10 protein-coding genes are annotated in these 12,852 nt (G+C 65.1%); 6 read left to right on the top strand and 4 right to left on the bottom strand.

All coding sequences use genetic code 11. The features are described from left to right. Window positions 1–11: 11 nt before the first annotated feature. Window positions 12–497, bottom strand: coding sequence for an SOS-induced cell division inhibitor SulA (gene sulA / locus VQ065_RS21065; RefSeq protein WP_003091197.1), 486 nt, complete (start codon window positions 495–497; stop codon window positions 12–14). 11 nt (window positions 498–508) lie between these two features. Then, a complete protein-coding gene (lexA, locus tag VQ065_RS21060) occupies window positions 509–1,123 on the bottom strand; it encodes a transcriptional repressor LexA (protein ID WP_003091196.1) in 615 nt (204 codons plus the stop codon). A gap of 231 nt (window positions 1,124–1,354) precedes the next feature. Between lexA and psrA the strand changes: the two genes are divergently transcribed. The 3 genes from psrA to VQ065_RS21045 all read left to right on the top strand — a co-directional run bounded on the left by psrA (window position 1,355) and on the right by VQ065_RS21045 (window position 4,005). After that, entirely contained in the window at window positions 1,355–2,056 is a 702-nt protein-coding gene (psrA, locus tag VQ065_RS21055) for a transcriptional regulator PsrA (RefSeq protein ID WP_003091195.1), read from the top strand. A gap of 201 nt (window positions 2,057–2,257) precedes the next feature. After that, window positions 2,258–3,256 (top strand): beta-N-acetylhexosaminidase, encoded by a 999-nt coding sequence (nagZ, locus tag VQ065_RS21050; RefSeq protein WP_003091194.1) that lies wholly within the window; start codon window positions 2,258–2,260, stop codon window positions 3,254–3,256. A gap of 11 nt (window positions 3,257–3,267) precedes the next feature. Next, on the top strand, window positions 3,268–4,005 hold the full coding sequence (locus tag VQ065_RS21045; protein WP_003091193.1) for an S-methyl-5'-thioinosine phosphorylase: 738 nt from the start codon (window positions 3,268–3,270) through the stop codon (window positions 4,003–4,005). Window positions 4,006–4,051: 46 nt separating this feature from the next. Here the strand turns inward: VQ065_RS21045 and VQ065_RS21040 are convergent, their stop codons facing one another. Beyond that, the gene (locus tag VQ065_RS21040; protein WP_003091190.1) at window positions 4,052–4,681 is read right to left on the bottom strand and encodes a CsiV family protein; all 630 of its coding nucleotides are present in this window, start codon (window positions 4,679–4,681) and stop codon (window positions 4,052–4,054) included. Between the two features lie 10 nt (window positions 4,682–4,691). Beyond that, a complete protein-coding gene (gene mfd / locus VQ065_RS21035; RefSeq protein WP_003091189.1) occupies window positions 4,692–8,138 on the bottom strand; it encodes a transcription-repair coupling factor in 3,447 nt (1,148 codons plus the stop codon). A gap of 139 nt (window positions 8,139–8,277) precedes the next feature. Between mfd and VQ065_RS21030 the strand changes: the two genes are divergently transcribed. From VQ065_RS21030 to VQ065_RS21020, 3 genes are all read left to right on the top strand, one after another. Continuing rightward, window positions 8,278–9,744, top strand: coding sequence for a glyceraldehyde-3-phosphate dehydrogenase (locus tag VQ065_RS21030; protein ID WP_009313820.1), 1,467 nt, complete (start codon window positions 8,278–8,280; stop codon window positions 9,742–9,744). 101 nt (window positions 9,745–9,845) lie between these two features. Beyond that, window positions 9,846–11,255 carry an amino acid permease gene (locus VQ065_RS21025; protein WP_003091187.1) on the top strand — a complete coding sequence of 470 codons (1,410 nt, stop codon included), beginning with the start codon at window positions 9,846–9,848 and terminating at the stop codon, window positions 11,253–11,255. 258 nt (window positions 11,256–11,513) lie between these two features. Then, window positions 11,514–12,851, top strand: a complete 1,338-nt coding sequence (locus VQ065_RS21020) for a Na(+)-translocating NADH-quinone reductase subunit A (protein WP_009313822.1) — start codon at window positions 11,514–11,516, stop codon at window positions 12,849–12,851. Window position 12,852 lies beyond the last annotated feature (1 nt).

Here is a 12,852-nt window from a genome sequence, read left to right as displayed (position 1 = left end):
CCGCCGTTTTTTCAACCCAGACGAATATTCAGGCTCTGTGCTTGGCCCAGTTGGGCGGCGCGGGACAGTTGCTTGCGCGCCGCCCGGCTCAGCGGTTCCAGCCAACTGACCACGGTGTGGCTGCGGCCCAGGCGCAAGGCCTCGCAACTGAGCGCCAGGGCAGCGGCGTTGTCCTTCGCCTGCAGTAGCAGGATGCGCTCGCGGTTCAGGCCGGCGCGGCGCAGCCATTCATGGGTCAGGCTCGCCGGCGGAGCGATCAGGGTCAGCCAGCGGGCATCCTGTTCCTCGCTGAGCTCGCGGAGAATCGGCGCGAGCAGGGTCAGGCAGTGCCCCGGCAGGCCGCTGAGCGAAAGTTCGCTAAAGGCAGCGGGTTCCTCGATGGAGGCGCTGGAAGGGCTGTCGATGACATCGTCGAGCAAGGGAGCGCCGTTGCTGGCCCAGAACGCTTCCTGGAACAGTGGCAACTGGGCGCTGGGCAGCGAGTGGGAGGTCTGCATGGTATCTCCTGTCAGCGCCGGATCACGCCGACGCTCAAGCCTTCGATGATCAGTTCCTGCTCCTTCAGATCGACTTCGATCGGAGCGAACTCAGGGTTTTCCGCCAGCAGCCAGACCTTGCTGCCTTCGCGCTTGAAGCGTTTCACCGTGACCTCCTCGCCGATCCGCGCGACCACCACCTGGCCGTTGCGCGCTTCGCGGGTGACGTGGACGGCCAGCAGGTCGCCGTCGAGGATGCCGATGTCCTTCATGCTCATGCCGCGCACGCGCAACAGGTAGTCGGCGCGAGGATTGAAGAAGGCGGGATTGATCCGGCAGGATTCCTCGATGTTCTGTTCGGCGAGGATCGGTGCGCCGGCTGCGACCCGTCCGATCACCGGCAGGCCCTCATCGTCGTTGGCGGCATGCGGTTCGAAGCCGGGAATGCGGATGCCGCGAGAGGCGCCCGGAGTCATTTCGATGGCGCCCTTGCGTGCCAGCGCCTTGAGGTGCTCCTCGGCGGCGTTGGGCGACTTGAAGCCGAGTTCCTGGGCGATTTCCGCCCGGGTCGGCGGAAAGCCGTGGTCTTCCAGGCAGCGCTTGATGAAGGAGAGGATCTCGGCTTGGCGGGGCGTCAGCTTCTGCATGTCGTCGCTCTGTGTTTTTATCCAGTGACTGGGATTATATACAGTGAGCGAGGCGTGGCAATGATTTTCCGCATGACATTTCGTCCTGCGTCACGATGAAGTTGGCCAGTGTCTTGCTTCCGTTTTTCGGGACTTCTCTGTAATTTTCCTGACTGGTGCGTCATCTGCCGCTTGACAAGGGATGTGGCTGAAACGTATGTTTCAAACAAGTGTTTGTCAGGCGGAGAAACCATGGCCCAGTCGGAAACCGTCGAACGCATTCTCGATGCGGCGGAACAGCTGTTCGCGGAAAAAGGCTTCGCCGAAACCTCGTTGCGTCTGATCACCAGCAAGGCCGGGGTCAACCTGGCGGCGGTGAATTATCACTTCGGTTCGAAGAAGGCGCTGATCCAGGCGGTGTTCTCGCGCTTCCTCGGGCCATTCTGCGCCAGCCTGGAAAAGGAGCTGGATCGTCGCCAGGCCAAGCCCGAGGCCCAGCACGCCACCCTGGAGGACCTCCTGCACCTGCTGGTGTCCCAGGCGATGGCGGTGAAGCCGCGCAGCGGCAACGACCTGTCGATCTTCATGCGCTTGCTCGGCCTGGCCTTCAGCCAGAGCCAGGGGCACCTGCGCAAGTACCTGGAAGAGGTCTACGGCAAGGTCTTCCGGCGCTACATGCTGCTGGTCAACGAGGCGGCGCCGAAGCTGCCGCCCATCGAGCTGTTCTGGCGCGTGCACTTCATGCTCGGCGCAGCCGCCTTCAGCATGTCGGGGATCAAGGCCCTGCGGGCGATGGCGGAAACCGATTTCGGCGTGAACACTTCCACCGAGCAGGTGATGCACCTGATGGTGCCGTTCTTCGCTGCCGGCATGCGCGCCGAGAGCGGCATCGACGATCCGCTGCTGGCCGGGGCGCAACTGCGCCCGCGGAACAAGACGCCCGCCAAGGCCTGATTGCAGACGGCGCCCTAGGGCGCCGTTTTCCTTTCTCCTTTCTCTGTGCTCCGGGCGGAACTCCATGCGCCGGGCCGGCTCCATTGGCAGGCGCGCGGTACCGCCCCGGGACTTAAGTCTTTCTGCCGGGTGCAGTACAGTGTGCGCTGTCTGAGGCCCGTGACGGCGGGCTTCGCTGATTTCCAGGCCATAGGACTTTTCATGCAAGGCTCTCTGATGCTCGACATCGGCGGCACCTGGCTGACCGCCGAGGACCGCCAAATCCTGCGCCACCCCGAGGTGGGCGGGCTGATCATCTTCGCTCGCAACATCGAGCATCCTGCCCAGGTTCGCGAACTGTGTGCGGCCATTCGCGCTATCCGCCCCGACCTGTTGCTGGCCGTCGACCAGGAAGGAGGGCGCGTGCAGCGCCTGCGCCAGGGCTTCGTGCGCCTGCCGGCGATGCGCGCGATCGCCGACAACCCCATTGCCGAAGAGTTGGCTGAGCACTGTGGCTGGCTGATGGCGACCGAGGTGCAGGCGGTAGGCCTCGACCTGAGTTTCGCGCCGGTGCTGGATCTCGATCACCAGCGCAGCGCCGTGGTCGGTAGCCGCGCCTTCGAGGGCGACCCGGAGCGTGCCGCGCTGCTTGCCGGTGCTTTCATTCGCGGCATGCATGCCGCCGGGATGGCCGCCACCGGCAAGCATTTTCCCGGTCACGGCTGGGCCGAGGCCGACTCCCATGTGGCGATTCCCGAAGACGCGCGCAGCCTCGAGGAAATCCGGTGCAGCGACCTGGTTCCGTTCGCCCGCCTGGCCGGACAGCTCGACGCGCTGATGCCGGCCCATGTCATCTATCCGCAGGTCGACCCGCAGCCCGCCGGCTTTTCCCGGCGCTGGTTGCAGGAGATCCTGCGCGGCGAGCTGAAGTTCGACGGGGTGATCTTCAGCGACGACCTGTCGATGGCCGGCGCCCATGTGGTCGGCGACGCCGCCAGCCGCATCGAGGCCGCCCTGGCCGCGGGCTGCGACATGGGTCTGGTGTGCAACGACCGGGCTTCCGCCGAGCTGGCCCTGGCTGCCCTGCAACGCCTGAAGGTGACCCCGCCGTCGCGTCTGCAACGCATGCGCGGCAAGGGCTACGCGAATACCGACTATCGCCAGCAGCCGCGCTGGCTGGAAGCACTGTCCGCGTTGCGCGCCGCGCAACTGATTGATTGAGGGAGCTGTCGATGAGTGTCTACGCGATTATCGGAGGAACCGGCCTGACCCAGCTGGAAGGGCTGACGCTGAGCGAGTCCCTGCCGATCGAAACGCCGTATGGCGCGCCGTCCGCGCCGCTCCAGCGTGGCCGCTACGCCGGGCGCGAGGTGCTGTTCCTGGCGCGTCACGGTCATCCGCACCGCTTCCCGCCGCACCAGGTGAACTACCGCGCCAATCTCTGGGCGCTGAAGCAGGCGGGTGCCGAGGCGGTGATCGCGGTGAACGCGGTGGGAGGCATCCATGCGGCGATGGGAACGGGGCACCTGTGCGTGCCGCACCAGTTGATCGACTACACCTCGGGACGCGAGCACACCTATTTCGCCGGCGATATCGAGCATGTCACCCATATCGACTTCAGCCACCCCTATGACGAGCCGTTGCGCCAGCGCCTGATCGAGGCGTTGCGTGCGTTGGGGCTGGCGCATAGCAGCCATGGGGTCTACGCCTGCACCCAAGGGCCGCGCCTGGAAACGGTGGCGGAAATCGCCCGGTTGGAGCGGGACGGCAACGATATCGTCGGCATGACCGGCATGCCCGAGGCGGCACTGGCCCGCGAGCTGGACCTGCCCTACGCCTGCCTGGCGCTGGTGGTCAATCCCGCGGCGGGGAAGTCGGCGGGGATCATCACCATGGCCGAAATCGAACAGGCATTGCACGATGGCATCGGCAAGGTGCGCGAGGTGTTGGCGCGGGTCCTGGCCGGCTAGGCGGCCATCGCAACGAAAAAAAAGGCCGCTATTGCGGCCTTTTTCGCTATTGCGCAGGAGGTGCGGCGTCGAAACCGCCTTCGACGGGAGGCGCGTCCGCCGGTGCCTGCTGTTCTTCCATTTCCATGGGATTGGGGGCGGCGGGACGGGCGCCGACCGGCACCACCTTGATCAGGATGCCCAGGCTCGGATGGTCGAGATAGGTCAGTTCGCCATTCTTCAGCCGCGTGCCCTGCCTGATGTGCTGGCTGCCGGCGAGGAAACCGTCGTCGCCGAAGCGATTGACCCAGAAATCGGCCTCCATGTCGACGAAGCGCACCTGGCTGAGGGTCAGCGTACCTTCCACCGGGAAATGATGATCCTGTTCCTGGCCTTCGCTGAGGGCGATCTTCACCGGGGTCTCGCCGATGTCCTGGCGCCAGGCCTTGTGCAGCAGCACGGTGTAGCCGTTGTCCTGGCTGAGCTTGGCGAGCTGGTTGTCGAGCGCGGTGGCGCGCAGGGCGTCGCTGGCCAGCGGCTGTGCGCCGGTGGCCCAGTCGTCCGGCGCCGGCTGGCTGGACGGCACGGCATCGCCGGCCTGGCGGAACACCACCAGTTCCACCTGGTAGGGACCGCCGGCGAATGCCGCGGGGGCGGCCAGTGAGAGCAGCAGGGCAAGGCAACGGAACAAGCGCATAGGCTAATCCTTAGGTGGTTTGCGGTGTCAGGCGCTCGAACAGCGCCTCCAGGGTATTGAAGCGTTCTTCCGGTCGTTCCATGGGCACCTGGAAGCGGAACAGGGTTGCGCCTTCGAACTTGTAGCGGTTCGGCTGGCCCTGGATCAGCTTGATCAGTACCAGCGGGTCGACCTGGGTATCGGCGGCGAATTCTATACGACCGCCCTGCGGTCCGGCATCGACCTTGAGGATTCCAAGTTTTTCCGCCTGCAGCTTCAGAAGGGTCAGGCGCATCAGGTTCTTCGCCGGATCGGGCAGGAGTCCGAAACGGTCGATCATCTCCACCTGCAACTCGCGCAAACCTTCCTCGTCAGGGGCGTTGGCGATGCGCTTGTAGAGGATCAGCCGGGCATGCACGTCGGGCAGGTAATCCTCGGGGATCAGCGCAGGCACCCGCAGGTTGACCTCCGGCCCACCGCCCAGCGGCTGCTCGAGGTTCGGCTGCTCGCCCTTGCGGATGGCCTTCACCGCCCGTTCGAGCATTTCCATGTAGAGGGTGAAGCCGACCGCCTGGATCTGCCCGCTCTGGCCGTCGCCGAGCAACTCGCCGGCGCCGCGGATCTCCAGGTCGTGGGTGGCGAGGACGAAGCCGGCGCCCAGGTCCTGGGCGTTGGCGATGGCTTCCAGGCGTTTCTCGGCGTCCGGGGTCATCTGTCGGCGCGGCGGTGTCAGCAGGTAGGCGTAGGCCTGGTGGTGGCTGCGACCGACGCGGCCGCGCAACTGGTGCAACTGGGCCAGGCCGAACTTGTCGGCGCGCTCGATGAGGATGGTGTTGGCGCTGGGCACGTCGATGCCGGTCTCGATGATGGTCGAGGCCACCAGCACGTTGAAGCGCTTGTGGTAGAAGTCGCTCATCACCTGTTCCAGCTCGCGCTCGTGCATCTGTCCGTGGCCGATGCCGATGCGCGCCTCCGGGACCAGTTCGGCGAGGTCGCGGGCGCACTTCTCGATGGTCTTCACTTCGTTGTGCAGGTAGTACACCTGGCCGCCGCGCAGCAGTTCGCGGAGCAGCGCTTCCTTGATCACCGCGTTCTGCTGCTCCATGACGAAGGTGCGCACCGACAGGCGGCGCGCCGGCGGCGTGGCGATGATGGACAGGTCGCGCATGCCGGAGACGGCCATGTTCAGGGTCCGCGGGATCGGCGTGGCGGTGAGGGTGAGGATATCCACTTCGCTGCGCAGGGCCTTGAGCTGCTCCTTCTGGCGCACCCCGAAGCGGTGTTCCTCGTCGATCACGACCAACCCCAGGTTGGCGAACTTCACGTCTTCCTGGAGCAGCTTGTGGGTCCCGATGAGGATGTCGATCTTGCCTTCGGCCAGTAGCCGCGCGGCGTTCTCGACTTCCTTGGCGCTCTTGAAGCGGCTCATCACCTCGACGCTCACCGGCCAGTCGGCGAAGCGGTCGCGGAAGCTGTTGTAGTGCTGCTGGGCGAGCAGGGTGGTGGGCACCAGCACCGCCACCTGCTTGCCGCTATGCACGGCGACGAACGCCGCGCGCATCGCCACTTCGGTCTTGCCGAAGCCGACGTCGCCGCAGACCAGGCGGTCCATGGGCCTGGGCGCGAGCATGTCGGCGACCACCGCCTCGATGGCGCTTTGCTGGTCCGGCGTCTCCTCGAACGGGAAGCCGGCCGAGAAGGTCGCGTAGTCGGCCTGCGGATCCTTGAACGCGAAACCTTCGCGGGCGGCGCGGCGGGCGTAGATGTCGAGCAGTTCGGCGGCGACGTCGCGAACCTGTTCGGCGGCCTTGCGCTTGGCCTTCTGCCAGGTTTCCGAGCCGAGTCGGTGCAGCGGCGCCAGGGCGTCGTCGGCGCCGGTGTAGCGGGCGATCAGGTGCAGGTTGGCGACCGGCACGTAGAGCTTGGCGTCCTCGGCGTATTGCAGCATGAGGAATTCCGCCTGCTGGTTGTCCACCTCGAGGGTGATCAGGCCCAGGTAGCGGCCGACGCCATGGTCGATGTGCACCACCGGCGCGCCTTCGCGCAGCTCGGTGAGGTTCTTGATCACCGCGTCGCCGCCGTCTCGGGTCTTTTCCCGGCGCCGGCGCTGCATGACGCGCTGGCCGAACAGCGGGCTTTCGGCGACCAGGGCGAGTGCCGGATGGTCCAGCAGCAGGCCCTCGTCCAGCGGCGCGATGCTGATCGCCAGGCGTGCCTGGCTGGCGAGGAAGGCCGGCCAGCCGTCGACTTCCTCGGGGCGCAGCTTCAGTCGGGCCAGCAGCTCCAGCAGGACTTCCCGGCGTCCGGGCGATTCGGCGCAGAACAGTACGCGGCCGGGGAACTCCTCGATGAACCGGCGCAGCGCGGCCAGCGGCTCGGCGGCCTTGGCTTCGATCGCCAGGTTCGGCAGCGGCAGGGCCGGGAAGCGCTCGCGCCCGACGCCCGGCTCGACGTCCTCCTGGCTGGCGACCACCCGTGGCCAGTTCTTCAGCCGGGCGAAGCAGTCTTCCACCGGAAGGAACACTTCCGCCGGCGGCAGCAATGGCCGTTCCGGATCGACCCGGCGGTCCTCGTAGCGGCTGCGTACGTCATTCCAGAACTGCTCGGCGGCCTGTTCGATGCCGGGCAGGGAGAACACCTGGGTGTCTTGTGGCAGGTAGTCGAAGAGGGTCGCGGTTTCCTCGAAGAACAGCGGCAGGTAGTACTCGATTCCCGAGGGTGTCAAACCGCTGGCGAGGTCCTGGTAGATCGGGCAGCGCCGGTAGTCGACGTCGAAGCGCTCGCGGAAGCGGCCGCGGAAACCGGTGACCGCTTCCTTGTTCAGGGGGAATTCGCGTGCCGGCAGCAGGCGGATCGACTCGACCTTGTCGATGGAGCGCTGGGTCTCCGGGTCGAAGGTGCGCAGGGTCTCGATCTCGTCGTCGAACAGGTCGATACGGAAGGGCAACTCGCTGCCCATCGGGAACAGGTCGATCAGTGCGCCGCGGACGGCGAACTCGCCGTGCTCGTAGACCGTGTCGACGCAGCGGTAGCCGGCGCCTTCCAGGCGCAGGCGCATCCGCTCGACGTCGAGTTTCTGGCCGACGTCGAGGACCAGGCTGCTGCCGAGCAGGAAGCGGGTCGGCGCCAGGCGGTGCAAGGCGGTGGAGATCGGCACCACCAGCACGCCGTGCTTGAGCTGCGGCAACTGGTAGAGGGCGGCGATGCGCTGGGAAATGATGTCCTGGTGCGGCGAAAAGACGTCGTAGGGCAGGGTTTCCCAATCGGGGAAATGCAATACCGGCAGGTCGGGGGCGAAGAACCGCAGTTCCTGTTCCAGGCGTTCGGCATTCTGGCTGTCGGCGGTCAGCAGCAAGGTGAAGCGCTTGGCGGAACTGGCGGCCTCGGCGACAGCCAGGCTCAGCGCGGCACCGGGGAGGTTGCCCCAGTGTTGCTTGCCGGCGCTGGCCGGCAGGCTGGGAAGACGCAGTACGGACACGGGCAAGCTGGGCTCCGGTCGGGAATTTGACCCGCCGGATTGTAACTTTCCCGACTGCTGGATGTCAGTCTTCCGACTGCTGCAGATTGCCGAGCCTGGCCGGCGCGGTCATAATGTAGCCCCTTTTTTCATCCCCTACATGTGGAAGGTATTGCCCGTGACTCAGAAGCCCGACCAGTGTCTCGGTGAATGGATCGATCGTGAAGCCATCGCGGAAGCCATGATCCCGCTGATTGGCCAGCTCTACCGCAATAACAATGTGGTGACCTCGATCCATGGCCGTGGTCTGATCAACCGCTCGGTGATCGCGATCATGAAGGCGCATCGTTTCGCCCGTCATCGCATGGCTGATGACGCCGAGCTGTCGGTTCACGAGACGTTCCCGATCCTCAAGGCGATGAGCGAGCTCAAGCTGGGCGCCGCTTCCGTCGATCTGGGCAAGATGGTCGCCAAGTTCAAGGCAGAAGGTAACGGCCGCAGCATCGAGGACTTCGTCAAGGCCGAGCTGGCCGAAGTGGCCGGCAAGCAGAACGGCGATGCCCGCGAAGGCACCGACGTCGTGCTCTACGGCTTCGGCCGCATCGGTCGCCTGCTGGCGCGTATCCTGATCGAGAAGACCGGCGGCGGCGACGGCCTGCGCCTGCGCGCGATCGTCGTGCGCAAGGGCGCCGAGAACGACCTGGTCAAGCGGGCCAGCCTGCTGCGTCGGGACTCGGTGCACGGTCCGTTCGACGGCACCATCACCATCGACGAAGAAAACAACACGCTGACCGCCAACGGCAACCTGATCCAGGTGATCTACTCCAACGACCCGGCGTCGATTGACTACACCCAGTACGGCATCAAGAACGCCCTGCTGGTCGACAACACCGGCAAGTGGCGCGACGCCGAAGGCCTCGGCCAGCACCTGAAGTGCCCGGGGATCGATCGCGTGGTCCTTACCGCTCCGGGCAAGGGTGCGCTGAAGAACATCGTGCACGGTATCAACCACACCGACATCGGCGCCGACGACAAGATCATCTCGGCCGCCTCCTGCACCACCAACGCCATCGTGCCGGTGCTGAAGGCCGTCAACGACCAGTACGGCATCGTCAACGGTCACGTCGAGACCGTTCACTCGTACACCAACGACCAGAACCTGATCGACAACTTCCACAAGGGCAGTCGTCGTGGCCGCAGCGCGCCGCTGAACATGGTGATCACCGAGACCGGTGCCGCCACCGCCGCGGCCAAGGCCCTGCCGGTGCTGAAAGGCAAGCTGACCGGCAATGCGATCCGCGTGCCGACGCCGAACGTGTCCATGGCGATCCTCAACCTGAACCTGGAAAAGGCCACCACCCGCGAAGAGATCAACGAGTACCTGCGCCAGATGGCCATGCACTCGGACCTGCAGAAGCAGATCGACTTCGTCAGCTCCCAGGAAGTGGTTTCCACCGACTTCGTCGGTTCGCGCCATGCCGGCGTGGTGGACGCCGAGGCGACCATCTGCAACGACAACCGTGTCGTCCTGTACGTGTGGTACGACAACGAGTTCGGCTACAGCTGCCAGGTAGTGCGCGTGATGGAAGACATGGCTGGGGTCAACCCGCCGGCCTTCCCGCGTTGATGCGCGAGGCGTAGAGGAAAACGGGAGCTCTCGGGCTCCCGTTTTTCATTTCTGTGGATAACCAGAACAAGAAACTACTCACTTCGATTTAGGGTTTTTCAATGGATGGTCAACATCTGCACCAGGGCGAGCTGAAGCGTGGCCTGAAGAATCGCCACATCCAGTTGATCGCGCTGGGCGGGGCGATCGGCACCGGGCTGTTCCTCGGCTCGGCGGGCGTCATCAAGACGGCCGGCCCGTCGATGATCCTCGGTTACGCCATTGGCGGCTTCATCGCCTTCCTGATCATGCGCCAGCTCGGCGAGATGATCGTCGAGGAGCCGGTGGCCGGCTCCTTCAGCCACTTCGCACACAAGTACTGGGGCGGCTTCGCCGGTTTCCTCTCCGGCTGGAACTACTGGGTGCTGTACATCCTGGTGGGCATGTCGGAGCTGACCGCGGTGGGCAAGTACATCCAGTACTGGTGGCCTGACGTGCCGACCTGGGCCACGGCGGCGGCGTTTTTCGTGCTGATCAACGCGATCAACCTGGCCAACGTGAAAGCCTTCGGCGAGACCGAGTTCTGGTTCGCGATCATCAAGGTAGCGGCGATCATCGGCATGATCCTGCTCGGTATCTACCTGCTGGTCGGCGGCGGTGGCGGGCCGCAAGCCTCGGTGAGCAACCTGTGGGACCGCGGCGGCTTCTTCCCCAACGGCCTCAGCGGCCTGGTGATGACCCTGGCGATCATCATGTTCTCCTTCGGTGGCCTGGAGCTGGTGGGCATCACCGCCGCCGAGGCGTCCGAGCCGAGGAAGGTGATTCCCAAGGCGATCAACCAGGTGATCTACCGGATCCTGATCTTCTATATCGGCGCCCTGGCGGTGCTGCTCTCGCTGTATCCATGGGACCAGTTGGTGGAGACCATCAACGCTTCCGGCGACGACTACAGTGGCAGCCCGTTCGTGCAGATCTTCTCGTTGATCGGCAGCGGCACCGCGGCCAACATCCTCAACTTCGTAGTCCTCACCGCAGCATTGTCGGTCTACAACAGCGGCGTCTACTGTAACAGCCGGATGCTCTACGGCCTGGCCGCCCAGGGCGACGCGCCGAAGGTGCTGATGTCTGTGGACCGCCGGGGCGTGCCGGTGCTGTCGATCCTGGTCTCGGCGCTGATCACCTTCCTCTGCGTGATCGTCAACTACGTATTGCCGCACAAGGCGCTGGAACTGCTGATGTCGCTGGTGGTGGCGGCGCTGGTGATCAACTGGGCGATGATCAGCCTGTCGCACTTGAAGTTCCGCGCGGCGATGAAGCGGCAGGGCGTGGACACCTTCTTCAAGGCACTCTGGTCGCCGTTCAGCAACTACCTGTGCCTGGCCTTCGTGGTGTTCATCCTTGGCATCATGCTGATGATCCCCGGGATCAACATCTCGGTGTACGCCATCCCATTCTGGCTGCTGCTGATGTGGTTGTGCTACCGGGTCAAGCTGTCGCTGGCGGAAAGGCGCGGGCTCGGCCAGCAGGCCTGAGCCTGCGGGTGGCGCGGGACGGGAGCTTCGGCTCCCGTTTTTCATTTCGCACGGGCAAGTTTTTCTGTCGTTTTCTGTTACGCGTTTCAAGGCCCGGTGTGCGGCTTGGGTGGCTCCCGGGGAGGTGGCTCTTTATAATCCCGGAGTTACCTTGCGGGGCCATTCATCAATCGTGCCAATTCAGTACGTTGTGCGCGATGATGGTCATTTTCTGACTTGGGCCTCGTCTTTTCTGTCCACGACCACTAGGCACTAGACATGATCAAGATAAAACGTGGCCTGGACCTGCCCATCAGCGGCGCCCCCGAACAGCGCATCGAGGCAGCACGCCCGGTACGCAGCGTGGCGTTGATCGGTTTCGACTACCACGGCATGAAGCCGACCATGGCGGTCCAGGTAGGCGACCGGGTGAAGCTGGGGCAGGTGCTGTTCACCGACAAGAAGAATCCCTCCGTCAGCTATACCGCACCCGGCGCCGGTGTGGTCAGTGCCATCCATCGTGGCGAGAAGCGCGTCCTGCAATCGGTGGTCATCGATCTCGACGGCGACGAGCAACTGGAGTTCGCCCGTTATCCCGCGGACCAACTCGCCACGCTGAGCGCCGAGCAGGTCCGCGACAACCTGTTGCAGTCGGGCCTGTGGACCGCGCTGCGGACCCGGCCGTTCAGCAAGGTGCCCGATCCCGAGTCCAGCCCCAGTTCGATTTTCGTCACTGCCATCGATACCCAGCCGCTGGCCGCCGATCCGCAGGTGGTTATCGCGGAGCAGGGCGAGGCCTTCCAGGCCGGGCTGACGGTGCTCGGGCGCCTGGCCCGGGTGTTCCTGTGCAAGGCGGAAGGCGTTTCGCTACCCGGCGAGGCGCTCTCCGGCGTGACCGCGCAAGCCTTCGCCGGTCCGCATCCGGCGGGCCTGCCCGGCACCCATATCCACTTCCTCGACCCGGTGGGTGCCGGCAAGAGCGTGTGGAACCTGAACTACCAGGACGTGATCGCCATCGGCAAGCTGTTCACGACCGGGCAATTGTGGACCGAGCGGGTGATCGCCCTGGCCGGTCCGGTGGTGGAAAAGCCGCGTCTGGTGCGCACCCGCTTGGGCGCCAACCTCGACGAACTGGCCGCCGGCCAGCTGCAGCCGGGCAACAACCGGCTGATCTCCGGCTCCGTGCTGGGCGGTCGCACCGCCCATGGCGCCTACGCCTACCTGGGGCGCTACCACCTGCAGTTGTCCTGTCTCAAGGAGGGCGACCAGCGCGAGTTCCTCCACTACCTGCGCGCCGGGGTGGAAAAGCATTCGCTGCTCAACGTGTTCGTCTCCAGGCTGCTCGGCGGCAAGCGTTTCGCCTTCACCACCAGCACCAACGGCAGCCCGCGGGCGATGGTGCCGGTAGGCAATTACGAGGCGGTGATGCCGCTGGATATCCTGCCGACCCAACTGCTGCGCTACCTGATCGTCGGCGACACGGAAATGGCCCAGAAGCTCGGCGCCCTGGAACTCGACGAAGAGGACCTGGCGCTGTGCAGCTACGTCTGCGCCGGCAAGTACGAATACGGCCCGATTCTGCGGGACAACCTGGCACGCATCGAGCAGGAGGGCTGAG

The organism is Pseudomonas sp. KBN10P06128, assembly GCF_037574945.1.
Classification (GTDB): domain Bacteria; phylum Pseudomonadota; class Gammaproteobacteria; order Pseudomonadales; family Pseudomonadaceae; genus Pseudomonas; species Pseudomonas aeruginosa.
This window is presented reverse-complemented; position numbering and strand designations above follow the sequence as displayed.

What these genes read in the sequence shown, in the direction of transcription:
- sulA (WP_003091197.1), bottom strand. Translation starts at nt 497, where the DNA reads ATGCAGACCTCCCACTCGCTGCCCAGCGCCCAGTTGCCACTGTTCCAG.
- lexA (WP_003091196.1), bottom strand. Translation starts at nt 1,123, where the DNA reads ATGCAGAAGCTGACGCCCCGCCAAGCCGAGATCCTCTCCTTCATCAAG.
- psrA (WP_003091195.1), top strand. Translation starts at nt 1,355, where the DNA reads ATGGCCCAGTCGGAAACCGTCGAACGCATTCTCGATGCGGCGGAACAG.
- nagZ (WP_003091194.1), top strand. Translation starts at nt 2,258, where the DNA reads ATGCAAGGCTCTCTGATGCTCGACATCGGCGGCACCTGGCTGACCGCC.
- VQ065_RS21045 (WP_003091193.1), top strand. Translation starts at nt 3,268, where the DNA reads ATGAGTGTCTACGCGATTATCGGAGGAACCGGCCTGACCCAGCTGGAA.
- VQ065_RS21040 (WP_003091190.1), bottom strand. Translation starts at nt 4,681, where the DNA reads ATGCGCTTGTTCCGTTGCCTTGCCCTGCTGCTCTCACTGGCCGCCCCC.
- VQ065_RS21030 (WP_009313820.1), top strand. Translation starts at nt 8,278, where the DNA reads ATGTGGAAGGTATTGCCCGTGACTCAGAAGCCCGACCAGTGTCTCGGT.
- VQ065_RS21025 (WP_003091187.1), top strand. Translation starts at nt 9,846, where the DNA reads ATGGATGGTCAACATCTGCACCAGGGCGAGCTGAAGCGTGGCCTGAAG.
- VQ065_RS21020 (WP_009313822.1), top strand. Translation starts at nt 11,514, where the DNA reads ATGATCAAGATAAAACGTGGCCTGGACCTGCCCATCAGCGGCGCCCCC.